General features: G+C 44.8%; 25 protein-coding genes. 12 read left to right on the plus strand and 13 right to left on the minus strand.

The genetic code is table 11. From position 1 onward, the window contains the following. Positions 1 to 46: 46 nt before the first annotated feature. The 3 genes from ACN0W5_RS11285 to ACN0W5_RS11295 all read right to left on the minus strand — a co-directional run bounded on the left by ACN0W5_RS11285 (position 47) and on the right by ACN0W5_RS11295 (position 2,886). Positions 47 to 871, minus strand: coding sequence for a CDP-alcohol phosphatidyltransferase family protein (locus ACN0W5_RS11285; RefSeq protein ID WP_417430047.1), 825 nt, complete (start codon positions 869 to 871; stop codon positions 47 to 49). Beyond that, positions 871 to 1,569 carry a phosphatidylserine decarboxylase gene (locus tag ACN0W5_RS11290; protein ID WP_417454215.1) on the minus strand — a complete coding sequence of 233 codons (699 nt, stop codon included), beginning with the start codon at positions 1,567 to 1,569 and terminating at the stop codon, positions 871 to 873. The genes ACN0W5_RS11285 and ACN0W5_RS11290 overlap by 1 nt, the downstream gene beginning before the upstream one ends. A gap of 138 nt (positions 1,570 to 1,707) precedes the next feature. After that, positions 1,708 to 2,886 carry a LysM peptidoglycan-binding domain-containing protein gene (locus ACN0W5_RS11295; RefSeq protein WP_417454216.1) on the minus strand — a complete coding sequence of 393 codons (1,179 nt, stop codon included), beginning with the start codon at positions 2,884 to 2,886 and terminating at the stop codon, positions 1,708 to 1,710. 306 nt (positions 2,887 to 3,192) lie between these two features. Here ACN0W5_RS11295 and ACN0W5_RS11300 point away from each other — a divergent pair, with 306 nt between their 5' ends. From ACN0W5_RS11300 to ACN0W5_RS11320, 5 genes are all read left to right on the plus strand, one after another. Next, positions 3,193 to 3,777, plus strand: a complete 585-nt coding sequence (locus ACN0W5_RS11300; protein ID WP_417454217.1) for a TIGR00730 family Rossman fold protein — start codon at positions 3,193 to 3,195, stop codon at positions 3,775 to 3,777. A 106-nt stretch (positions 3,778 to 3,883) separates the two neighbouring features. Next, positions 3,884 to 5,098 carry an NADP-dependent isocitrate dehydrogenase gene (locus tag ACN0W5_RS11305; RefSeq protein ID WP_417454218.1) on the plus strand — a complete coding sequence of 405 codons (1,215 nt, stop codon included), beginning with the start codon at positions 3,884 to 3,886 and terminating at the stop codon, positions 5,096 to 5,098. Between the two features lie 5 nt (positions 5,099 to 5,103). Further along, positions 5,104 to 5,649, plus strand: a complete 546-nt coding sequence (locus tag ACN0W5_RS11310) for a peptidylprolyl isomerase (protein ID WP_299374023.1) — start codon at positions 5,104 to 5,106, stop codon at positions 5,647 to 5,649. A gap of 188 nt (positions 5,650 to 5,837) precedes the next feature. After that, entirely contained in the window at positions 5,838 to 6,326 is a 489-nt protein-coding gene (locus ACN0W5_RS11315) for a peptidylprolyl isomerase (protein ID WP_299374020.1), read from the plus strand. 163 nt (positions 6,327 to 6,489) lie between these two features. Next, complete coding sequence (locus ACN0W5_RS11320; protein WP_417454219.1) at positions 6,490 to 7,332, plus strand: mechanosensitive ion channel family protein; 843 nt, start codon at positions 6,490 to 6,492, stop codon at positions 7,330 to 7,332. An 87-nt stretch (positions 7,333 to 7,419) separates the two neighbouring features. On the opposite strand, the gene ACN0W5_RS11325 is transcribed toward ACN0W5_RS11320, so the two are convergent. Beyond that, entirely contained in the window at positions 7,420 to 7,923 is a 504-nt protein-coding gene (locus ACN0W5_RS11325) for a methylated-DNA--[protein]-cysteine S-methyltransferase (protein ID WP_417454220.1), read from the minus strand. A 126-nt stretch (positions 7,924 to 8,049) separates the two neighbouring features. Here ACN0W5_RS11325 and ACN0W5_RS11330 point away from each other — a divergent pair, with 126 nt between their 5' ends. Next, positions 8,050 to 9,264: an MFS transporter gene (locus ACN0W5_RS11330; protein ID WP_417454221.1), complete on the plus strand. Its 1,215-nt coding sequence runs from the start codon at positions 8,050 to 8,052 to the stop codon at positions 9,262 to 9,264. A 97-nt stretch (positions 9,265 to 9,361) separates the two neighbouring features. Here ACN0W5_RS11330 and alaS read toward each other — a convergent pair whose 3' ends face one another. Next, entirely contained in the window at positions 9,362 to 12,019 is a 2,658-nt protein-coding gene (gene alaS / locus ACN0W5_RS11335; protein ID WP_417454222.1) for an alanine--tRNA ligase, read from the minus strand. A 262-nt stretch (positions 12,020 to 12,281) separates the two neighbouring features. Between alaS and ACN0W5_RS11340 the strand changes: the two genes are divergently transcribed. After that, positions 12,282 to 12,812, plus strand: coding sequence for an invasion associated locus B family protein (locus ACN0W5_RS11340; RefSeq protein WP_417454223.1), 531 nt, complete (start codon positions 12,282 to 12,284; stop codon positions 12,810 to 12,812). Positions 12,813 to 12,882: 70 nt separating this feature from the next. Here the strand turns inward: ACN0W5_RS11340 and recA are convergent, their stop codons facing one another. From recA to ACN0W5_RS11380, 8 genes are all read right to left on the minus strand, one after another. Next, complete coding sequence (gene recA / locus ACN0W5_RS11345; RefSeq protein ID WP_417454224.1) at positions 12,883 to 13,953, minus strand: recombinase RecA; 1,071 nt, start codon at positions 13,951 to 13,953, stop codon at positions 12,883 to 12,885. Between the two features lie 191 nt (positions 13,954 to 14,144). Then, on the minus strand, positions 14,145 to 16,496 hold the full coding sequence (locus ACN0W5_RS11350; RefSeq protein WP_417454225.1) for a PAS domain S-box protein: 2,352 nt from the start codon (positions 16,494 to 16,496) through the stop codon (positions 14,145 to 14,147). 153 nt (positions 16,497 to 16,649) lie between these two features. Then, a complete protein-coding gene (gene flhB, locus ACN0W5_RS11355; protein WP_417454226.1) occupies positions 16,650 to 17,711 on the minus strand; it encodes a flagellar biosynthesis protein FlhB in 1,062 nt (353 codons plus the stop codon). A gap of 42 nt (positions 17,712 to 17,753) precedes the next feature. Further along, positions 17,754 to 18,512 carry a flagellar biosynthetic protein FliR gene (locus ACN0W5_RS11360; protein ID WP_417454227.1) on the minus strand — a complete coding sequence of 253 codons (759 nt, stop codon included), beginning with the start codon at positions 18,510 to 18,512 and terminating at the stop codon, positions 17,754 to 17,756. Between the two features lie 3 nt (positions 18,513 to 18,515). After that, on the minus strand, positions 18,516 to 18,782 hold the full coding sequence (gene fliQ, locus ACN0W5_RS11365) for a flagellar biosynthesis protein FliQ (protein ID WP_417430078.1): 267 nt from the start codon (positions 18,780 to 18,782) through the stop codon (positions 18,516 to 18,518). Positions 18,783 to 18,829: 47 nt separating this feature from the next. Further along, complete coding sequence (gene fliE / locus ACN0W5_RS11370) at positions 18,830 to 19,138, minus strand: flagellar hook-basal body complex protein FliE (protein ID WP_417454228.1); 309 nt, start codon at positions 19,136 to 19,138, stop codon at positions 18,830 to 18,832. 24 nt (positions 19,139 to 19,162) lie between these two features. Then, positions 19,163 to 19,573 (minus strand): flagellar basal body rod protein FlgC, encoded by a 411-nt coding sequence (flgC, locus tag ACN0W5_RS11375; protein ID WP_417430082.1) that lies wholly within the window; start codon positions 19,571 to 19,573, stop codon positions 19,163 to 19,165. 55 nt (positions 19,574 to 19,628) lie between these two features. Continuing rightward, complete coding sequence (locus ACN0W5_RS11380; protein ID WP_417454229.1) at positions 19,629 to 20,030, minus strand: flagellar basal body rod protein FlgB; 402 nt, start codon at positions 20,028 to 20,030, stop codon at positions 19,629 to 19,631. Between the two features lie 229 nt (positions 20,031 to 20,259). Between ACN0W5_RS11380 and csrA the strand changes: the two genes are divergently transcribed. The 5 genes from csrA to fliP all read left to right on the plus strand — a co-directional run bounded on the left by csrA (position 20,260) and on the right by fliP (position 22,399). After that, positions 20,260 to 20,487 carry a carbon storage regulator CsrA gene (gene csrA / locus ACN0W5_RS11385; protein ID WP_417454230.1) on the plus strand — a complete coding sequence of 76 codons (228 nt, stop codon included), beginning with the start codon at positions 20,260 to 20,262 and terminating at the stop codon, positions 20,485 to 20,487. Between the two features lie 128 nt (positions 20,488 to 20,615). Next, positions 20,616 to 20,981, plus strand: coding sequence for an EscU/YscU/HrcU family type III secretion system export apparatus switch protein (locus tag ACN0W5_RS11390; protein WP_417454231.1), 366 nt, complete (start codon positions 20,616 to 20,618; stop codon positions 20,979 to 20,981). Next, positions 20,978 to 21,307: a hypothetical protein gene (locus tag ACN0W5_RS11395; RefSeq protein ID WP_417454232.1), complete on the plus strand. Its 330-nt coding sequence runs from the start codon at positions 20,978 to 20,980 to the stop codon at positions 21,305 to 21,307. The genes ACN0W5_RS11390 and ACN0W5_RS11395 overlap by 4 nt, the downstream gene beginning before the upstream one ends. Before the next feature lie 4 nt (positions 21,308 to 21,311). Continuing rightward, complete coding sequence (locus ACN0W5_RS11400; RefSeq protein WP_417454233.1) at positions 21,312 to 21,650, plus strand: FliO/MopB family protein; 339 nt, start codon at positions 21,312 to 21,314, stop codon at positions 21,648 to 21,650. Continuing rightward, positions 21,647 to 22,399, plus strand: a complete 753-nt coding sequence (gene fliP / locus ACN0W5_RS11405) for a flagellar type III secretion system pore protein FliP (protein ID WP_417454234.1) — start codon at positions 21,647 to 21,649, stop codon at positions 22,397 to 22,399. The genes ACN0W5_RS11400 and fliP overlap by 4 nt, the downstream gene beginning before the upstream one ends. Positions 22,400 to 22,411: the final 12 nt, after the last annotated feature.

The raw sequence follows: 22,411 nt of genomic DNA on the forward strand, positions 1-22,411 counted from the left end.
TCAATTTTCGTTCTCATCCAAGCATCAAACATAACGCGCCTGAAACTTATTCTTTTTCAGAAGTTGTATCGTCAGTTGACGTTTTCTCATCCTCGGAATCTTTTTCTTCCTGAGCCAACATTTTCTTACGGGTTGCCTGATAAGAAAACTGGGCCAGAATGATAGAAACCAGATACCCAATACCCGCAACACTCAGGAAAACCCAAGGCGTGCTGTATAAGAACATAATACAAACAGCAAAGCCCAGTAGAACAAGACCAACATACCGTCTTGGGATGCGAATACGTTTGGATGAATAGGTCGGAATCGTACTGACAAAAAGTGCGCCCACAGCAACCAGCATCACACCATTCAGAACAGACGAGCGAAAGATATCATCGCCCAGTTCGAATGACAGGACAACAGGAATAAGCACAAGCCCTGCGCCACAAGGGGCAGGAATACCTGTAAAAAACTTGGATGCCCATGGAGGGGGATTTTCATCCAGCAAACTGGTGTTAAACCGGGCTAACCGCATACCACAACAGACAGCAAAGAAAAGAGAAACAGCCCAAGCAAGTCCACCTGTACCATCCATTGCCCATAGATAAATAACCAACGAAGGAACAACACCAAAATTGACAAAGTCGGCAAGTGAATCAAGCTGTGCACCAAATTCACTTGTTCCCTTCATCAAGCGGGCAACGGGGCCGTCCAGACCATCAAGTATCATTGCAACAACGATACCGATAACAGCCAGTTTCCAGTTCCCCTCAAGCGCCGCACGGATCGCAGATAAACCCGAACAAAGTGCCATCAAAGTAATGGCGTTTGGTATCAGGCGATTTACAGAAAATCCATGAAGTCGACGACGACGCTTGAGACCAGACATTAGCGTACCTCTGTTTCACGTTGTGTTTCATCAGACAAAAGATCGGCAATCACAGTTTCGCCACCAATCATTTGCTGCCCAACAGAAACAAGCGGCGCAACGCCGTCTGGTAGGTAAATATCTGTACGACTGCCAAAACGGATCAGACCAAACCGTTCCCCCGTTTTAACTTCTTGTTCCAACGTCAGATTACAGATAATACGGCGCGCGATCAGACCAGCGATCTGTACAAACGCGATCTCTTTACCGTCATTGGTTTCCATTTTGACGGACATGCGCTCATTAAGCTCGGAAGCTTTATCAAGTGCTGCGTTAAGGAAAGCACCATGATGATAGGCCAGCTCTGTAATTTTACCCGCAGTCGGAACACGGTTAACGTGCACATCAAAAACACTGAGGAAAACAGAAACACGCATTCGTGGCTCGGTCCCCATATTCAATTCAGCGGGAGGAACTGCCGTTTCAACCGCACTTACGTGCCCATCAGCAGGACTGACAACAAGGCCTTCACGAACTGGTGTCTGTCTTTCCGGGTCTCGGAAAAAATAAGTACAGAATGCTGCGATGATTAGCCCGACTATTGCCAAAGGCTTCCATATCAAAGCAAATCCAACACTTAGCGCAAGTGCGCCGCCGACAAAAGGCCAACCAGCTTTATTAATAGGCACTAGAATGTGCTTCAGCACTGCCGTCTCCATTCAATATTCTAACAATAAGTGACGTAGCTCTGTATTCGAAGTATGAGCTACGTATAACATTTGGGCTGTAATACTGTATTACGAGGTCCAATGTAAGGTATTTTCCGAAAATCTCTCAATTTTACGTCGAATTATGACTTAATTTTCTTTGGGAAGGATAAAAATTTGCCCTGGGTAAATCAAATCCGGGTTTCTGATCTGATCCTGATTTCGATCAAAGATAACAGCATAACGCGCACCCTCTCCGTAAATAGCACGTGAAATACGCCACAAACTATTACCCGGTTGAACAGTTACAACTCGTTCATCGGGAAGGGATTCAACTTTACCCGATCGCGAGAAGGGTATTTCGACACGTGCGATCACTTTTCCTTCGCCATCAACCTGATCAATTCGGAGTTGATGTAATCCTTCTTGAACATTCTTTTCTGCTTCTACAGTCCAACGCCCTTCTTCATCTGTAACGCCCTGCCCCACAAATTCGTTGTTTAAATAACCAACAACCTTTTGTCCTGGCTGTGATGTCCCGCCGATAACAGTTTGACCCGCATCGTCATAATCAACGCTATCCAGCGCCAAATCTCCATCTTTGATACCTTCGTCTTCGACCTTCTCGGGAAGTTGAATCACTTTTGATACCCCGCCCTTTTCTTCAGGCACAAGAACAGCAAGCGCGGATTTATCTCCGACAGGAACATCAACAATCGCGACTTCAGCAGATTTGAGTTTTACACCCTCTTCTTCATTATTAACCTGTAAACCTAGTTCATGGGCCCCCGGTGCGAGCGGTATTTCTAGAACATAGGCCCACTGACCATTTTCATCCGCCTGTACACTTCCAAGTAAGGTTGTTCCATCGACAATGCGTACATCGCTCCCCGCGGGCGCCCTGCCAGCGAGAACAGTATCCCCCGTCTTTTCAACCCTGATCACATCAAAAGACAAAGACGGGTCAACAATTACTGCCGCTGATTGTTCCTCATCAGAAGGTTGTGTCTCGGAAACATCAGTTTCTATTTCTGTATCAGATTCTTCAGCCTTTTGGCTCTCATCTGTGTCTTCAGATGAAGAAATCTCAGACTCAATCCCTTGCTCTGTATCACTTGTTGGAACGTCATTTTCGGGCGCTACTGGCTCGGAAGTACTCGGTTCCCCAGAAAGTTTATTTACAATCTTTTTAGGAGCCCCCTTTGAAGTACTCGTACTATCCACGACCACTGTAGAATCAGGATCATCACCCAAGACATACCAAATCGAGACGCTGCCCACTAACAGAACGACAACGGCTACGAATGAAACAATGAGGGTACGGCTCAAAGATGCCTCCTAAGATCTCTATCTTGACTGATATTATTCTATAGTCAAAGCAGGTGGGAAATTTCCCCGCAGACTAACATTCTTCTAACTCTAGGTTAAGTCCTTATGGGAAAAGAACAAGAGCTATGACATTTTTTAGACAACAAAAAGTACCAGAACGCTTCTTCGTCTGCTTTTTCCAGATGATTGCCATTGTTCAAACTAAAGATATAATAAGGACATCGGCACGTCGAAGAGGGGCCACCCCTGTTATCAACGTGCCGTTTTGCAACTCTGCACAAAAATAATAAGAAAAGGAATTTATAAATGACCAACATTAAGTCCATCTGTGTTTATTGCGGTTCATCTAACCTTGTAAGCGACGAACATCTTGCAAAAGCCCATCAGCTAGGTCGCCTGGCAGCAGAAAATGGTATTGAAATTGTCTATGGTGGCGGACGTGTCGGGTCAATGGGGCGGGTCGCTGATGGCGCTTTGGCTCATAATGGCACCGTAACGGGGATAATACCTGAATATCTGGATAAATTGGAAGTTGCACATAAAGACGTAAATGAATTGATCGTTGTTGATTCCATGCATACTCGTAAAATGGCAATGTTCGAACGCTCGGATGCCTTCTGTATACTGCCTGGCGGTTTGGGAACTCTGGATGAATTTTTCGAAATTGCGACCTGGAAACAGCTTGGCATGCATGACAAGCCTTTAATCATTGTCAATTTGGAAAATTTTTGGACCCCGCTTTTGGACCTAATCAGGCATCAAATCTCTGCAGGTTATCTAAGGCAAAATCCTGCTGATATATATAGTGTTGTCAACAACATAGAAGAAGTATTCACCCAACTAAAAAGTATGCCAGAGAGCAATATTGAAACAGATATCAAGCAACTTTGATATGAATTGTTATTCCGAGTTATCTTGCACTGCAGCGAAAGACTGTTATTTTCCTCTGTGAGTTCCCCAAATTATACGAAACAAGCCGACAAACAAGGAGGCGAACATGTCCAAAATTAAGGTTAAAAATCCAATCGTCGAACTCGATGGCGATGAGATGACACGGATCATCTGGGAAAAAATCAAACAAAAGTTCATTCTTCCTTATCTTGATGTTGATCTGAAATACTTTGATCTTTCCATCGAAAGTCGTGATGAGACCGACGACCAGATCACTGTTGATGCCGCCAATGCCATCAAAGAGCATCGCGTAGGTGTTAAGTGTGCAACAATCACACCTGATGAAGCACGTGTTGAAGAATTCGACCTGAAAAAAATGTGGCGTTCGCCAAACGGAACCATTCGTAACATTCTTGGTGGTACTGTTTTCCGTCAGCCAATTATCATGGAAAATGTTCCACGCTTGGTCCCAGGCTGGACACAACCAATTGTTATTGGACGTCACGCGTTTGGTGATCAGTATAAAGCAACTGACTTCCTTGTTCCTGGCGCAGGTAAACTGACCATGACCTTCCAACCAGAAGACGGTGGTGAGCCAATTACCCGTGAAATCTTTGAGTTTCCGGAAGCTGGTGTCGCAATGGGCATGTACAACCTGGATGAATCCATCCGCGGTTTTGCCCGTGCTTGCATGAACTACGGCCTTGATCTTGGCTGGCCTGTATACCTGTCGACAAAAAATACCATTCTGAAAGCTTACGACGGTCGCTTTAAAGATCTGTTCGAAGAAGTTTACCAAAAAGAATTTGCTGATAAGTTTGCAGCAAAAGGTATTTCCTATGAACACCGTTTGATTGATGACATGGTTGCAGCAGCCATGAAATGGTCTGGTGGTTTTGTATGGGCTTGTAAAAACTATGACGGCGATGTTCAGTCTGATACTGTTGCACAAGGTTTTGGTTCTCTTGGCCTAATGACATCAGTTTTGATGACACCAGATGGACAGACCGTAGAAGCTGAAGCAGCGCATGGTACAGTGACACGCCACTATCGTCTGCATCAGCAAGGCAAAGACACATCGACAAACCCAATCGCTTCTATTTTCGCATGGTCTCGCGGCTTGAAATTCCGTGGACAATTTGACGAAACACCGGAAGTCGTTGAGTTTGCAGAAACACTTGAAAAAGTTTGCATCGACACAGTTGAATCTGGAAAGATGACAAAAGATCTTGCGCTTCTGATCAGCCCTAATCAAGATTGGCTGACAACAGATCAATTCTTGGATGCGATCGATACTAATCTACAGAAAGCAATGAGCTAACAAATATGCCAAAAATCCTACGTAATTTACTTGCTGGCCTTCTTGCATTGACCTTTGCGTCAACAACTTCACAGGCTGCAGATCCTGAAAACACGCTGGTAATAGAACTTAAAACCGGTAACGTCTTCATCGAGATGCTTCCCAACCTTGCCCCAAACCATGTGGCGAGAATCAAGGAGCTGACACGCGAGGGCTTTTATGACGGCATTGTATTCCATCGGGTAATCGCAGGATTTATGGCACAAACCGGTGACCCTAAAGGTCTTGGTACGGGTGGATCTGGTAAAAAACTAAATGCTGAATTTTCTCGTGAACCTTATGTTCGTGGTACCGTCGGCATGGCACGTTCCCAAAGCGAAAATTCTGGGGACAGTCAGTTCTTTATCATGTTCAAAAGAACGCCGTCGCTTGATGGAAAATACACTGTATGGGGTAAAGTCATACAGGGTATGGAACATGTCGACACGATCAAAAAAGGTGCCCAGGGCAGCGGTAAAGTTAGCAACCCAGACAAAATGATTTCTGTAAAGGTACTTGCTGACATTCAGTAGCTACCCGCCCAGAAAACTCAAAAAAAGCGCTGTAATCCCAATGGATACAGCGCTTTTTATTTTCGAGGAGAAGTATGAACTCCTCTTCTCTTTTTGAATTCCTATCCCCATAAAGATGCTACCTTGCAAAAGTACTCTCAAATACCTATTTTGCTGTTAGTTTATCACACTTATTTAAGGCCTAAGCCATGACAGAAGAAACAACACCAGATCTGGAAAACACTCTCGTTATCGAACTTGAAACGGGTAAAGTAACCATCGAAATGCTTCCCGATCTAGCCCCAACACACGTTGCTCGTATAAAAGAACTTGCACGCGAAGGCTTTTACGATGGCATCGTATTCCACCGTGTTATTGACGGCTTCATGGCTCAAACAGGTGATCCAACCGGAACAGGTACAAGCGGCTCAGGCAAAAAGCTGCGCGCAGAATTTACACAAGAACCATTTGAACGTGGTGTCGTAGGCATGGCCCGCGCGCAGAATCCACATTCTGGCGACAGCCAGTTCTTCATCATGTTTGACAGTGCCCCGTCACTTAACGGCCAGTATACAGTCTGGGGCCGTGTAACCGATGGTATGGAACTGGTTGATGGTATCAAAAAAGGCGCTCCGGGCAGTGGTGCTGTTGATGATCCTGATCGTATGTTATCCGTCAAAGTACTTGCCGATATCTGATAAATTTCCCGATACCTAGAAGGATATTCTTCCCCTGTCGAAGGTTGGTATTTTTACTAGGTGATTTTTTTTAACCCTCGCTGTATTATCCACAGCGGGGGTTTTGTCCAATGAGGGTTTATCCGGGGGACAGCCTGTAATCTTAGAAAGAGGAACTTTGGTTGTGACAATCACCGAAGAATACACACAGCTCATTGAGCAACTTACACAAACTGCACTGGATTTTTCACTCGAAATCCTTGCCGCACTAGCTATACTCATTGTTGGTATTTTTGTCGCGGGACGTGTCGCAAAATATACAGACAAACTTCTCACTAAATCAGGGAAAGTTGATGCAACCCTGAAACCAGTCATCGTGAAGATCATTCGCTATACAATCATGGTCTTTGTCTTGATTGCAGTTTTGGCCCGTTTTGGTGTTGAAACTACTAGCATTATTGCTGTTCTTGGTGCCGCAGGCCTGGCAATCGGTCTGGCTCTGCAAGGAACAATGCAAAACATCGCCGCGGGCTTTATGCTGCTTTTCCTTCGCCCTCTGAAAGTTGGTGAATTTGTTGATGCCGATGGTATTTCTGGAACGGTAGAAGAAATCAGTCTGTTCATCACACATATGACCACAGTTGACGGATTGTACCTTTCTGTACCTAATTCTAAGCTCTGGTCTGCAACTGTGACCAACTACAGCAGAAACAGCAAGCGTCGTACAGACATGGCAATCGGCATTGGTTACGGTGACGATATCGCAAAAGCAGAGAAAATCGCTTTAGCTGTACTTTCTGGCGATGGACGCGTTCACAAAGATCCAGCTGCACAGGTTATCATCAGCGGTTTGGGTGAAAGTTCTGTCGATCTGAATATCAGATACTGGACAGACAGCGGAGACTATTGGCCTGCGTTAAGTGACAATCGCCGAGCAATAAAAGAAGCCTTCGACAAAGAAGGCATCTCTATCCCGTTCCCACAACGCGATTTACATATTATTTCTGATGTTAAAGCTAAGGCGTAACTTTAGAAAAGGTTAGACGAACCAATAAAGGCCGCTACATGCGGCCTTTATGACGTCTGCTGCATATCGTTTAGTATCACCAAGATATCAAAGCTGTTCGTGTAGCAATAACGATTTTTTACGTTTTAACCCGCCCCCATACCCCGTCAGCGATCCATCTTTCCCAACAATGCGGTGACAGGGAATAACAATAGAAATTGGATTTAAAGCATTCGCAGCTGCCATGGCACGGACGGCTTTGGGTTTGCCAATTATAGACGCCATAGAGCTATAGGTCTCCTTTGATCCAAAGGGGACTTTGCATAACGCAGCCCATACTTGTTTCTGAAAGTCTGTCCCGCCTGTATCCATGGCCAAGTCATCGAAAGCTGTTGGTGATTTAGAAAAATAATCATCCAGCCGCATATCCAAATCAGACAGCCCTGAAACTTCTTCCAACAACAAGTTTGGAAAGCGTCTCTTCAAAAGCTTCCCCCAACGATCCTGACAATCCGTGAAATCTAGGAGGCAAAGGATATTATCGTTATAAAATGATAGAATCTGGCCAATAGGTGATTCATATCGTGAATAAGAAATCAGATCTTGTAACATTACAAATACCTTATAATAACTTGATCTCAACACAAGATCGTGATTTCAAAACAAAGTTCCTGTTCGACAAATTGCGATCAGCTCAATACCTTGTAAATATCAATCTTCTTACCCTACCAGAGACACATGACAAGCACTTCTGATAAATGGTTTTCCCTAACGATACTTGCCCTTTGTCAGGTTGCAGCTATGGCACTCTGGTTTTCGGCATCCGCTGTCCTCCCCTCATTAGTAGAGGAATATAGCCTCACGTCTTTCCAACAAGCACTTTTTACATCTGCTGTTCAGGTTGGGTTTGTAGTAGGTAGCCTGTCTTCTGCCCTCTTTGGCTTGGCCGATCGATTACCGCCTAAATTTTTTTTCCTAGGCTCTGCAATCATTGCAGCCTTGGCAAATGCTTTGCTACTGGCCATAGAACCTACCCACGCAATTGTGCCGCTCCTTCGTTTTATCACTGGGGTTTGTATGGCTGGAATTTATCCCGTAGGCATGCGGATGGCCGCAACCTGGGCAAAAGGCGATATGGGCCTTCTTGTCGGCCTTTTGGTCGGCGCCCTGACCCTTGGATCAGCCTCTCCTCATCTATTTAATGCAATTGGTGGTATTGACTGGCGCTTTACCATCGCAATGGCTTCTGCCTGTGCTATAGCCGCGGCCATTGGCATACTTTTGTTCAAAATGGGCCCTGCGTATACTAAAGCACCCAAATTTCATCCACGGCATATTTTCTCTGCTTGGAATATCAAATCAGTTCGTCTGGCAAACCTTGGTTATCTAGGGCATATGTGGGAACTGTATGCAATGTGGGCTTGGATCGGGATATTCCTAACCGCCAGCTTTTCGCTGACGATGGAAAATACCATTGCCCACAATCTTGCCAAGCTGGCAACCTTTGCCACAATGGCAGCAGGCGCTATCGGTTGTTTGGCAACAGGTTACCTTGCAGATAAGCTCGGACGGACCACATTAACCATTATAGCGATGTTAATTAGCGGTATCTGCGCTCTAACAGTTGGCCTTCTGTTCGGTGCTTCGCCCGTATGGCTGACATTGCTCTGTGTTCTATGGGGTATCAGCATCATTGCGGATTCAGCTCAGTTTTCAGCATCAGTCGCGGAATTATCCCCGCCTGAGATCGTAGGCACAATGCTGACACTACAAACATCATTAGGGTTTACACTCACCCTAATCACCATTCATTTGATGCCCTATGCCGTTGATCTTCTAAGTTGGACCTATGCCTTTGCTCCCTTAGCCATTGGACCGTTCCTCGGCGTTTGGGCTATGGCAAAATTACGTCAGCATCCTGACGCCCTAAAACTTGCCAATGGTAAAAAATAAGCTTGATAGATTTGCTACGAACAAAACACCTAGAGACATAAAAAAAGCTCCGCAGCCTTCATAACTGCGGAGCTTTTTATCTTGAGCAAAACACTAATCAACCAAGCAAGGTTTCGATTGCCTGTATCGCATCTTGAGCTTTCGAAGCGTCTGGACCACCGGCTTGCGCCATATCGGGGCGACCGCCCCCGCCTTTGCCGCCAAGAGCCGCAGAACCAGCACGAACCAAATCAACCGCAGAAACCTTGTCGGTGAGATCATCCGTCACGGCAACAACAATAGAGGCCTTACCATCAGTATCTGCTATCAGAACAATAACGCCAGTACCGATTTGTTTCTTCAACTCATCTGCCGTTGGTTTAAGGTCTTTTGGCAAAACACCTTCTAGAACCCGAGCAGCAACTTTGATGCCGTTTACATCCTTGAATTCGGCATCACCTGATGCGCCACCACCGCCACCCGCGGCAAGCTTACGACGTGCATCGGTCAAATCACGCTCCAGCCGCTTTCTTTCTTCCAAAAGCGATGTTACACGTGCTTCCAATTCAGCAGGTGAGGCCTTCATTGCCGCCGCAGCAGCAGCCAGTTGGGTTTCCTGTGCGGATACATATTCCAGTGCAGCCTGACCTGTCACCGCCTCAATACGACGAACACCAGAAGCAAGCGCCGCTTCGGACACGATTTTAAAGAAACCGATATCTCCGGTTCTTCTGACATGCGTACCACCACACAGCTCTGTTGAGTAGTACCCACTTCCAGTCGAACTATCTGAACCACCCATTGAAACTACGCGGACTTCTTCACCGTACTTCTCGCCAAAGAGAGCCATCGCCCCTTCTTTGATTGCCTCATCCGGGGTCATCAGACGGGTAATAACCGGATCGTTACGACGAATGTAATCATTCACTTCGCGTTCAACAGCCGTAATATCATCTGGGTTCAAAGGCTTTGGTTGGCTAATATCAAAACGAAGACGTTCTTTTGCCACCAAGGATCCTTTTTGCGTTACGTGTGTCCCCAAACGTCGGCGAAGAGCTTCGTGTAACAGGTGTGTCGCAGAGTGATGAGCACGCAGGGCAGAACGACGAGACACATCTACCTTCATTTCCAGTGCAAGATCCACCGAGATTTCACCACGGGTCACTTCACCGATATGAATAAATAGATTGCCCAGCTTTTTCTGTGTATCACTGATCGTAACTTCCGCACCTTCGGCAGAGAACAACAGGCCGTGATCCCCTTGTTGCCCACCACTTTCACCATAGAACGGTGTCTGGTTTGTGATAACCATCACCTGATCACCAGTCTTTGCAGTAGAAACTTCGGCACCATCTTTTAGGATTGTGAGAACTTGGCCTTCAGCTGTCTCTGTATCGTACCCAAGGAACTCTGTTCCCCCGACACGTTCTTGTATTTCAAACCAGACTTTTTCTGTCGCAGCATCGCCGGAACCACTCCAAGCCTTACGTGCAGCAGCACGCTGTTGCTCCATGGCCGCATTGAAACCTTCGGTATCAACGGCTTGCCCCTGTCCACGCAAAACATCCTGAGTCAAATCAAGCGGAAAGCCATAGGTATCGTAGAGCTTAAAGGCAACTTCACCATCAAGCGTACCCTTGTCACCTAACTTGTCCGTTTCAGCTGACAGTAATTTCATGCCGCGATCCAGAGTTTGACCGAACCGATTTTCTTCTAGCTTAAGCGTTTCTGTGATGAGAGCTTCTGCACGAGTCAATTCAGGGAAAGCAGTCCCCATCATCCCAACCAAAGACGGAACCAATTTGTAGATCGCCGGATCTTTAACACCAATTTTGTGCACATGGCGCATGGCACGGCGCATAATACGACGCAGAACATAGCCACGTCCTTCGTTAGATGGCAAAACCCCATCAGCAATCAGAAACGCCGTCGAGCGAAGGTGGTCGGCAATAACCCGATGAGAAACGGCATGATCCCCGTCCGCATCGACACCAGTTTCATGCGCTGACGCTTCGATGATAGTGCGAAGTAAATCAACATCGTAGTTATCGTGTTTGCCTTGAAGAACAGCTGTAATACGCTCTAGCCCCATCCCGGTATCAATTGACGGCTTAGGCAGATCGACCCGTGTCTGTGCATCAATCTGTTCATATTGCATAAACACGAGATTCCAGATTTCAATAAATCTGTCACCATCTTCATCGGGGCTACCCGGAGGGCCACCAAAAATGTGATCGCCATGATCGTAGAAAATTTCTGAACACGGTCCGCAAGGTCCTGTAGGACCCATCGACCAGAAGTTGTCACTTGTCGAGATCCGGATAATACGATCATCGCTCAGGCCCGCAATTTTACGCCAGAGAGCCGCAGCTTCTTCATCTTCGGAATAAACCGTGACCAACAACTTCTCTTCCGGAACACCATATTCTTTTGTGATCAAGTTCCACGCATGTTCAATAGCCACATCCTTGAAGTAATCCCCAAAGGAAAAGTTCCCCATCATTTCAAAGAAGGTGTGGTGCCTTGCGGTATAGCCTACGTTTTCGAGGTCATTGTGTTTACCGCCTGCACGCACACATTTCTGCGAGGTTGCCGCACGGCTATAGGGACGTGTCTCATTACCGGTAAAGACATTTTTAAATTGCACCATACCTGCGTTGGTAAACATCAACGTCGGATCATTTCGCGGCACCAGTGGCGAAGATTCAACTGTTTGATGACCATGTTTTGCAAAATAGTCGAGAAAGACCCTACGGATCTCATTGCCGGTAATCATTTTAATCACTTACCCTAAAACTTGGACAGGACGCATTCTTTTCATAACAGAATACGGAAAATCTTATCTGCGGTTTTAACGTGCTGCCAAGGCTCTGTCTAGACTTCGCTTACAGCATCATGATTTACCCGCCCCAACCTTCACACAACCCTCTATTATAACTTGCCTTTAATTTTCCATGATTATTCGATATAGCTAGAGCACATATCTTGTGAATCAACATTCACGACCATTAATTTAGTAAACTGGTAATCTAAAAACCATGGCCTTCATAAATACCGGAAATATTTTCAAAACTGTTGTCAGCTGTTGCCTGTTTCTCATAGCAACATCTTCCACTGCCACAGCCCAACAACAGGCTCCACAACGGTCAACCGAACGTTTTGGGAACTGGGCCGCGCATTGTACGGTAAATGAGCCCCTTACGTGTTACATCGTTCATAATGTAACACTCGGCGATAACCCTAGCCCTGTGCTGAATCTTGCTGTTGGACGACCTGACAATAATACAGCTGGAATCACCACTCTTATTCTAACCTTACCATTAGGCATTCGCCTGCCAGAAGGTTTTTCTTTAGAGGTTGGGCCACAGCTAAAAAGGCAATATCCTTTTATCCGTTGCTTAAGAACAGGCTGCCAGTCTGAAATACAAATTGATAATGAACTTCTAAATACATTTAAAAGCCAAAATGAAGGACGGATTGTCTTTTTTGATGCTGTCAAAAAGAAAATTGCGATCCCCTTCTCATTAAAAGGCTTCACAAAGGCTTTTGGACGGGTTACCAACCCATAATTTGGACGATACTCCAAAAGAAAAAGGAGCCAACAGTAGGCTCCTTTTTTGTTTTCAAAACTAAAGAGAGTTAAGCGTCTTCGGTTTCGTCTTCTTCTTTTCCTTCGAGCATGGCGTTTGCCACAATCCCTGCATTTTTACGTACAGCAGTCTCGATTTTTTTCGCAACTTCCGGATTTTCCGTCAGGAATTTTTTAGCATTCTCACGCCCTTGCCCAATGCGCTGTCCATCACAAGAGAACCAAGCACCGGCCTTTTCAACAACGCCGGCTTGAACACCGAGATCAAGCATTTCACCAGTTTTGGAAATACCTTCACCATACATAATGTCAAACTCAACCACACGGAATGGAGGGGCCATTTTATTTTTAACAACCTTCACCCGAGTTTGGTTACCGGTAATATTTTCACGATCTTTAATCGCACCAATACGGCGAATATCCAAACGAACGGAAGAATAGAACTTAAGTGCGTTACCGCCTGTTGTCGTTTCCGGATTACCAAACATCACCCCGATTTTCATACGGATCTGGTTAATAAAAATCACCAGCGTACGGGACTTGGAAATGGAGCTTGTCAATTTACGCATCGCCTGACTCATCAAGCGTGCTTGCAAACCAGGAAGAGAGTCGCCCATATCCCCTTCGAGTTCAGCTTTAGGAACCAAGGCAGCTACGGAATCCACAACCAGCACATCCAATGCGCCAGAACGTACCAATGTATCCGTAATTTCCAACGCTTGTTCACCGGCATCAGGTTGAGAAATCAGCAACTCGCTTACGTCGACACCAAGCTTATTGGCATAGGCAGGATCAAGAGCATGTTCTGCATCAATAAAAGCACAGGTGCCACCAGCTTTTTGTGCTTCAGCAACAACATGCAGGGCTAGGGTTGTTTTACCGGATGACTCCGGTCCGTAAATTTCGACAATACGCCCGCGTGGCAAGCCACCTATGCCTAGACCAATGTCCAATCCCAACGATCCCGTGGAAATAACTTCGGCCTCAACTGCCGTCCCCTCGCCCAATTTCATGATCGAGCCTTTACCAAAAGCGCGTTCAATCTGTCCCAGGGCTGCATCTAATGCCTTTTGTTTGTCCACCGTGCTATTCTCCACTAACTGTAAGACGTTTTGTGCCATCGTTGCCTCCCTTATCCCACAGGCTCACACTTGCTGCAACGAGAACAATGTACCCCCTTTGTTCCCGTCAAGCAACAAAAAAGAACATTAAGGGAACATTCTTATGTAAAAGAGCTTATCCACTGTAGTTAAGCTGACATAACTATTGCTGTCTAAGTATATATATCCAGCATAAAAACCGTAATACACAGTTATTGCGTGGCAAGAACATCCTTAACTTTAGAAGCTAACTGTTTCAAGCTAAAGGGCTTGGGTAAAAATTCAATAGCAGAATCTACATCCAACGACTTACGAAAGGAATCTTCCGTATAGCCGGAAATGAAGATAACTTTTAAATCCGGATGCGTTTTATAAAGCGTCTTGATTAGCGTAGGTCCATCCATCTTTGGCATCACAACATCTGTTATGACCAGATCAATGGTTTCCCCGTCTTGCTGAAGAATCTCAAGTGCTGCTTCACCCGAATTCGCCTCAAGTACTTTATAACCTTTGTTCTCTAATGCCCGCGCACTAAAGGACCTCACAGCATCTTCATCTTCGACCAACAGAATATTACCCCGCCCGGTCAAATCCTGTGCTTTTGGTATTTCAGCAACAAGTTCTTCCTGATCTTGCGCATCTTCTTGGAAATGCGGCAGCAGTAAAGAAAAAACCGTTCCCTGATCAGCTGTTGAATCAACAAAAACAAAACCACCCGACTGCTTCACAATACCATAGACAGTGGACAGTCCCAGCCCGGTCCCAGCCCCAACTTCTTTTGTTGAAAAGAAGGGGTCGAAAATACGGTCAATAATTTCAGTCGGAATACCGTGTCCGGTATCTTGTACCTTCACCAGAACATAATCACCGGGCGGAATTTCCTCGCCTTTAACTTTATAAGGGGCATCAACCATCACATTTGATGTAATAATTTCCAACACCCCCCCCTGATCCATTGCATCACGCGCATTCACAGCAAGGTTAATGATAACCTGCTCTAATTGTCCCTGATCAGCCTTCACATCCCCCAAATCACGTCCATGTGTGATGCGTAGTTCAATGGTTTCACCAATAAGGCGACGCAATAGATGCGCAAGTTCAGCAATAATATCCGTTACATTCAAACGTCTGGGCTGAAGCGTTTGTTGACGAGAAAAAGCCAGTAACTGACGAACAAGGTTTGCCGCCCGATTGGCGTTTTGTTTAATCTGCATAATATCTGCAAATGATTGATCACCCGGACGATGACGCAAAAGCAATAAGTCAGAAAAACCAATCATAGCCGTTAGCAGATTGTTAAAATCATGCGCAATGCCACCAGCCAGTTGGCCAACAGCCTGCATTTTTTGTGATTGTGCGAACTGAGCTTCCAGGCTGCGTTGCTCAGTCGTATCTGTAAAATTCAGAATATACCCGCTTGGTAGTCCGGAATTTTCATCCACATGCGTAACATTCATATTACAAACAGTATCGGAATTTCCCGTAAGGTGCACTTCCATAGCCTTACGTTCATAAGTCGTTGCAGAAACCAACGCCTCTCGAACACTCTCTCTTTCCTCTTCCCCAATCAAAGAAAGAAGTGGCTTTCCTTTGACGTCCTCTGTTGTCGCTAGAAACTCTTGGAAAGCCCGATTGCTTTCTGTAATAACGCCGCGTTCATTCAACAAAACGATACCAACTGGGGCCTCATTAAAGAACTTGCGGAACCGCTTTTCTGATTGCTCCAGCGCCGTGGCCATCTCTCGCTCAAGCGTCAAATTCCGTACAACGGACCTTGTTCTAAAGCCCTTATCCCCACTACCTTCCGCAATATGCTGACTGATCGCTGCAAGAATACGCTTTTCCCCATCTACTGTTCTAAGGAAAACTTCTCCGGATCGGCTCTCCACATCCTCAAAGGGATGATAGGCAGGAACCTCGTCTAAAGTAGCATCAGCAACAATATCATGAAGCTTGATTTGCCCGCTTTCCAGTTCAGATGATGAATACCCCAACCAATCGGTCAAGGTCTGGTTGGCAAACAGAAACGAACCATCCGCATCTACAGAGAAAAAACCAATTGGCGCATTTTCCAAAAGGTCGACAAAACGTTGTTGCTGGTCATTAATGACCTTTTCCATTTGACGGCGCATCGTAATATCGTCAACGAACCAGAACACATACCCCGGTCGGTTTGGTAAAGGATAAGCAGCTACATGACGCCATTGAACATCGTTGTGTTCAGGTCTAACCCCCGGTATTTCAATCTCGACATGCCCTGAAACACCATTCTTGGCATTAAGCTCCAGAGTAGCCAGCTTGCGCCCGATTTCTTCATCTCCATTACTCTCTTCGAGAATCAAATCAGGCACGGCCCTAAGATCACCGCCAAAAAAATCTTCAAACGCTGGATTTGCGAAAAGGCACTTTCCTTTGGGATCCACAATCTGTCTTGGTCTGGGTACAGCAGCAAAAGCATACTGACGCAAAGCAAGCATCTTTCTGTATCGCCAGACAACAAAGCCAAGAGCAAGTATGATCAGAGCTAAAAAGCTACAGATTGCGATCCAGATAGTAGATGACACTTCCCTGCTTCCCCCACGAAATGTCTTCTTTTAAGACCACAACTAGGGCCTTAGAAAAGAAACAATAAGACAGTAAATGAAAGATTAACCCGAAAATCGTTTAAAAACAAACAGGATAGCTTAAGAAAGGTTCTCGATTACAAAGAACTCTTGTTATTTTTTGAGTTTCATAACGTAACCAATGATTTCGGCGACTGCTTTATAGTGTTCTGGCGGGATCTCTTGGTCAATCTCCACCCCAGCATAAAGAGCACGTGCCAACGGGGGGTTCTCCATCACCGGAATTTTATTTTCTTCAGCTACCTTACGGATACGAAAAGCAACCGCATCCACCCCTTTTGCAGTAAGTTTAGGGGCCTCCATCATCATACCGTTGTATTCCAGAGCAACCGCAAAGTGCGTCGGGTTCGTTATGACAACATCAGCATTGGGAACAGAGGCCATCATTCTCTGTCGAGCCTTTTCCATCCGTAATTGACGCAAACGCCCCTTGACCATCGGGTCACCTTCACTCTGCTTTGATTCGTCTTTGACTTCCTGTTTCGTCATCTTGAGCTTTTTTATGTACTCAAAATATTGATACAGATAATCAAGCCCCGCAATTACGGCCATTACAGCAACAACCGCGATCACGATGAGGGTCGCCCAATCCAGAAGCGTTATTGTCATCTGCGCCACATTAAGTTCTGAAAGTTGGGGCACGACAGAACGTTTAGGCCAAAGAACAAAGCCAATGATCCCACCAACAATAATAAGTTTGGCCAAACCCTTGACTAAATTCATTACGGACTGAAGAGAAAAAAGTCGTTTGAATCCTGCAAGTGGTGAGATCTTACTTAACTTCGGGGTTAACGATTCAGATGATATCAAAAACCCGTGCTGCATTAACCCCGATGCAATTGCAAACGCAATCATGATAACAGCAGGTGTAATAAAAAGAATGCCAACATCTTTGATGAGAGAAATTGTCGCCTCAAATATGTGCCCTGTTTCAAGTCTTATTGTATCTGGTCGCTCTAAAAAAGCAGCAAGCGTTGCTCCCAGTTCTTGGCTAATCCAGACAGAGAAAAAACTGAGAAACAACAAAAAACCAAAAAATGAAAACCAAGAGTTCAACTCTTGAGATTTAGGGACATCGCCTTTTTGCCGCGCATCAGCTAATTTTTTTGCGGTTGGCTCTTCTGTTTTTTGGGACTCATCACTATCATCGGACATGAGATGCCCTCTTTATTACTGTGAAACAAATAGATATTTCCATCATTTCACAAACACCATCCAATGCTCTTCTAAGCTAATCATATAGACTTTTATCATGACTGGCACAGAAAGGAATAAGACGGTAATACCCATTGCAACCTGAAGCGGCATTGCTACAAAAAACACCTGCATTTGCGGCATTAATTTCGCAAGTAAACCCAAGCCAAGAAAAAAAATCATTCCAACAACAATAAAAGGAGCCGCCATTCGTGTCGCCAGAATAAACGTATCACCAACAACCCGAGCAATCATGTTTGAAAAATCACCCGTTGGTAATATCTGGCCCGGCACAAAAAGCTCATAACTATCTACCAAACCAAGAATAAATAGGTGGTGAATATCCAGAACCATAATCAACACAATAGCGATCGCGGTTAAAAATGTGCCCATAATTGAAGCTTGTTGAGCTGAAACAGGGTCTTGGATCAACGCGTTTGCCAAAGAAGACATTGTCGCTGCAATCATGCCCGCAGATGCCGCTGCACTTAAAAACATCCTTGCAACGGTCCCCATAAAAAAACCTATCAAAGCCTCACTAAAAACCAGAAATCCCAAACCGGAGATTTGTTCTGGCATCTGAGGAATGCTGGAGGCTATCAACGGGGCAACAACCAGAGTAATTAAAATAGCTAACGCTAACCTGGCCCTGGGAGAAACATATGATTCCCCAAAACCTGGCAACAGAATCATGGCGCTGCCGATACGTGTGAAAACGATTAATACGATATATACGCTAGAAGGAAGTAAATCATAGAGCATGACCTAACCCAGAGCGACGATTTTATCCATAATTTGTTCAGTAAAATCCCCAAGTGTTTGCGCCATAAACGGTGCTGTCGTAACAAGGGTTAAGCTAATGATAATCAGTTTGGGAACAAAGGTTAGCGTCATTTCCTGCAACTGGGTTAAAGCTTGGAACAGGGAAATAATTAACCCAACTAACAAAGCAACTGACAAGGTTGGTGCGCTCATTTTAAGCATGACCCAAACAGCTTCTTTACCAAACTCAATGACGTCTGTTTCACTCATGCCCCACCTGTGGAATTAATTTTCTGTTACGTACTAACCTAGCCAGATTAAATTGGCATTCTTAAAATTTCCTGATAGGCCTGAACAACCTTATCACGTACAGCAACAACAGTTTGCAAAGTGACCTCTGCTTCAGACATCGCGGTTACCACGTCTGTCACATCCGCTTTACCTGCAGCTGCCATCAACGTTTTATTTTCCGCCGTTTGCATTGTACCCAAGGTATCAGCGGCAACGTCTCGCAATGTTGACGCAAAATCGTCACCGACCGGATCAGACTTATCTTTTTTCCCTACAAGACCTTTTTCAGCAGCTTGATTGTAAGCGTTTACTGCATCAACAAAATTTACAGCCATTATCTAAATCCTCTTACGCTTATTCTACTGAAGTATTTCCAAAGTACGCTGTAACATACTTTTCGATGCTTGTATTGCCTGAAGGTTTGCCTCGAAGCTTCGCTGCGCTTCGCGCATATCCGTCATTTCGATCAACGAGTTCACATTGGGTTGAAGCACATATCCGTCTTCATCAGCTGCCGGGTGTCCGGGCAAATATTCTCTTTTAAATTCAGACTTATCCGTCAGTACATCTTTAACGACAACTTTTTCGACACCAAGTTCTCTACTCAGTTCCGAACCAAACGAGACCATCTTGCGACGGTAAGGAGCACCACCTGGTTCTTGAGCGACAGAATCAGCATTGGCAATGTTTTCAGAAATAATGCGGAGCCGTGTCCCCTGCGCTCTCATGCCAGAGGCAGAAACCTGCATTGATTTATAAAGATCGGACATTGCTTATTTTCCTAAAATTCATCAAACACTATGTGCTAAAAACAACCTGCCTAAGTTATGGCCCTTTAAGAACCATCTTGTACATCTCTTGATGCTTTTTATAAAGACGCACCATGCCTTGATAATCCAATTGTGTTTGAGACATTTTGATCATTTGCTCTTCCAGAATAACCGCATTACCAGCGGGAGCTGTCTCATAAATATCTTTCGCCTTGTTTGCGCGAGCCTGATCACCTTTGAGAGGATTGCTTGACAAGTGTCCGTCATGACTGGATCGCTGTGCCATCACAGGGGCCGATCGACTAACCAATGACTTAAAATGGTTATCTTTTAAATCCAAAGGGACATAGTTCAGAGTATCCGAATTCGCGATATTCTTAGAGATCACAGCCTGTCGCTGTGTCAGCCAATCCATCTTTCTGGCTAGAACATCCGTAATTTTCAGCTTATCAGCCAACGTCGGCTCTCCTCATAAACGATAAGGTCCACAACCCCCGGAATAATACGCTTACTAACTTAATAACCTGTTAACGAATTTCCGATCTAGCAAAAAATAACATAAAAATGGAACTTTGGCTCGACCTATTTAAAAAATACACGTATAAACTTAGCAATAGAACAAGTAGTTATAAAAACAACATAAGTCAGCATTTGGCAAATAAGGGACAGGGAGTCCGACGTCCGCGATGTTATACCTTACACGGAAAATTGGTGAATCTGTCATCATCAACAACGACATTGAAGTCAAAGTTGTTGATATCCGTGGGAAATCGGTAAAAATTGGCTTCACCTTCCCCGAAGATGCCACAGTTCTTAGACAAGAACTTCACGAACGAATTCAAGAAGAAAACAAAGCGGCTGTCGCTGGATCTCTGGATATGCTTGGCATTGATCTGACAACTGAAGATGAATAATCTCAGATCGTCCCTAATTTAAATTTACCCCTATTTAGATTTACACTGCACCTCCCCCTCATAACCTTTCATTAAGTATAAAGGGGCAAACTAATAATGAATTTTCTGATTTTATTAGAGAAAACAGGATGAGTGTAATTAACGAAGATCAACAAAAAAAACTACCCCCTTCGTTTTCTACCACGCAAAGCGAGCCCCCCTCTGATAAGGAAGAGGCAGAAACCCCACAACTATCTATCGCCGTTAAACGAAATCCAGCGGGCCAAACAAAGGTTATTGCAAAAGGTTCAGGCGAAGTCGCCGAACAAATTCTGCAAATTGCCTTTGAGCAAGGTGTAAAGGTAAGAACAGATTCAGATTTGGCCCAGATCCTCGCTAACGTTGAATTGGAAAGTGAAATTCCCTTAGAAGCGCTAACGGCAGTAGCCACAATCCTAAACTATGTTTATGATGAACAGAAACAACCTCTTGATGAAACACCAAAACAGTCATGACAACGTTTGATGAACTTCGGGAACAGATAACACATCTTTCCCAGCAAATAGCCCTAGCCAATTCCACGATTAAGTCCGGGAACGACTTTGACGTTACTGATTTACCCAAAGTTACCGACTTTTTGTGCCGGGAATTACAGCACCTTCCATCGGCAGAACGGTCAAAGTTATCCCCAAAATTGTTAGCCTTAATTGAAGAGCTCGATAACCTTACGATTACAATCAATAGTAATCTGGATAAGGTACGTGTAGAGATAAAAGAAACCACCAGCCATAACAAAGCGGCCCGCGCGTATACCAGCGCAAACCAGCCAGGAAAAAAATAATTCAATGGATTATGGTAATTATTTCCAGTTCTTCTTAAGCCTGATATTTATCATCGGTCTAATATTTGCGTTTTCAATTATTGCAAAGAAGTTAGGCTTGGGTCATGGCCCTGCGATAACAGGAAATAAGCAAAAACGTATTCAAATCGCAGAAGTTAAACCGTTGGATGCCAAAAGAAAAATTGTACTAATCCAATGCGATAACAAAGAGCATCTTGTCTTGGTTGGTGGCACAAATGATCTCCTGCTTGATACAGTTCCTTGCAACATTTCTCTGGATCAAACAGATAAAACAAAAGCCCCTATAGGCGCTGGAAAAATGAATGAAAGCTCAGGGGTATGACAAAAAGTATTAACCCTAAAATTACTGTAATTGCAGCGTTAACAGCTGGTATTTCATTCATTCCAGATCAAAGCTGGGCACAGGCACTGACCCTTGATTTGAATAATGAAATACTTGGTTCAGGAAGCGGCCGTATAATACAGATGCTGGCGCTACTTACCATCCTAAGCCTTGCCCCGGCCATTCTGATGATGGTTACGTCTTTTACCAGAATTATTGTCGTTCTATCATTTATCCGAACCGCAATGGGTATTCAACAGGCACCGCCCAACACTGTCTTAATCAGCTTGGCATTATTTCTCACCGCCTTCATCATGACGCCAACAATGGAAAAAGTTTATCAGGACGCGATAAAACCTCTTGTAGATGAAGAAATAACCGAAATTGAGGCATGGGATAGAGGCACAGGACCTATCCGGAATTTCATGCTACAGCACGTTAGAGAAAAAGACCTTCGACTATTCCTTGACCTTGCTGAAACCGGAGAGGTAACAGAACCATCGGCAACCCCGCTTCGTGCGCTCATACCCGCCTTTATGATCAGTGAATTAAGAAGAGCTTTCGAAATTGGTTTTTTAATCTTCCTGCCCTTTTTGATAATCGACATGGTTGTTGCATCTGTTTTGATGTCGATGGGTATGATGATGTTGCCACCAATTATGCTTTCTTTACCCTTTAAGTTGATTTTCTTTGTGATGGTTGATGGTTGGTATTTAATTGCCGGAAGCTTGGTTCGAAGCTTCGGATAGCTATACGAATTG

Source organism: Kiloniella sp. (genome assembly GCF_048270245.1).
Lineage (GTDB): Bacteria > Pseudomonadota > Alphaproteobacteria > Kiloniellales > Kiloniellaceae > Kiloniella.

What these genes read in the sequence shown, in the direction of transcription:
- ACN0W5_RS11285 (WP_417430047.1), bottom strand. Translation starts at nt 871, where the DNA reads ATGTCTGGTCTCAAGCGTCGTCGTCGACTTCATGGATTTTCTGTAAAT.
- ACN0W5_RS11290 (WP_417454215.1), bottom strand. Translation starts at nt 1,569, where the DNA reads ATGGAGACGGCAGTGCTGAAGCACATTCTAGTGCCTATTAATAAAGCT.
- ACN0W5_RS11300 (WP_417454217.1), top strand. Translation starts at nt 3,193, where the DNA reads ATGACCAACATTAAGTCCATCTGTGTTTATTGCGGTTCATCTAACCTT.
- ACN0W5_RS11305 (WP_417454218.1), top strand. Translation starts at nt 3,884, where the DNA reads ATGTCCAAAATTAAGGTTAAAAATCCAATCGTCGAACTCGATGGCGAT.
- ACN0W5_RS11310 (WP_299374023.1), top strand. Translation starts at nt 5,104, where the DNA reads ATGCCAAAAATCCTACGTAATTTACTTGCTGGCCTTCTTGCATTGACC.
- ACN0W5_RS11315 (WP_299374020.1), top strand. Translation starts at nt 5,838, where the DNA reads ATGACAGAAGAAACAACACCAGATCTGGAAAACACTCTCGTTATCGAA.
- ACN0W5_RS11325 (WP_417454220.1), bottom strand. Translation starts at nt 7,923, where the DNA reads ATGTTACAAGATCTGATTTCTTATTCACGATATGAATCACCTATTGGC.
- ACN0W5_RS11330 (WP_417454221.1), top strand. Translation starts at nt 8,050, where the DNA reads ATGACAAGCACTTCTGATAAATGGTTTTCCCTAACGATACTTGCCCTT.
- alaS (WP_417454222.1), bottom strand. Translation starts at nt 12,019, where the DNA reads ATGATTACCGGCAATGAGATCCGTAGGGTCTTTCTCGACTATTTTGCA.
- ACN0W5_RS11340 (WP_417454223.1), top strand. Translation starts at nt 12,282, where the DNA reads ATGGCCTTCATAAATACCGGAAATATTTTCAAAACTGTTGTCAGCTGT.
- recA (WP_417454224.1), bottom strand. Translation starts at nt 13,953, where the DNA reads ATGGCACAAAACGTCTTACAGTTAGTGGAGAATAGCACGGTGGACAAA.
- flhB (WP_417454226.1), bottom strand. Translation starts at nt 17,711, where the DNA reads ATGTCCGATGATAGTGATGAGTCCCAAAAAACAGAAGAGCCAACCGCA.
- ACN0W5_RS11360 (WP_417454227.1), bottom strand. Translation starts at nt 18,512, where the DNA reads ATGCTCTATGATTTACTTCCTTCTAGCGTATATATCGTATTAATCGTT.
- fliQ (WP_417430078.1), bottom strand. Translation starts at nt 18,782, where the DNA reads ATGAGTGAAACAGACGTCATTGAGTTTGGTAAAGAAGCTGTTTGGGTC.
- fliE (WP_417454228.1), bottom strand. Translation starts at nt 19,138, where the DNA reads ATGGCTGTAAATTTTGTTGATGCAGTAAACGCTTACAATCAAGCTGCT.
- flgC (WP_417430082.1), bottom strand. Translation starts at nt 19,573, where the DNA reads ATGTCCGATCTTTATAAATCAATGCAGGTTTCTGCCTCTGGCATGAGA.
- csrA (WP_417454230.1), top strand. Translation starts at nt 20,260, where the DNA reads ATGTTATACCTTACACGGAAAATTGGTGAATCTGTCATCATCAACAAC.
- ACN0W5_RS11390 (WP_417454231.1), top strand. Translation starts at nt 20,616, where the DNA reads ATGAGTGTAATTAACGAAGATCAACAAAAAAAACTACCCCCTTCGTTT.
- ACN0W5_RS11395 (WP_417454232.1), top strand. Translation starts at nt 20,978, where the DNA reads ATGACAACGTTTGATGAACTTCGGGAACAGATAACACATCTTTCCCAG.
- ACN0W5_RS11400 (WP_417454233.1), top strand. Translation starts at nt 21,312, where the DNA reads ATGGATTATGGTAATTATTTCCAGTTCTTCTTAAGCCTGATATTTATC.
- fliP (WP_417454234.1), top strand. Translation starts at nt 21,647, where the DNA reads ATGACAAAAAGTATTAACCCTAAAATTACTGTAATTGCAGCGTTAACA.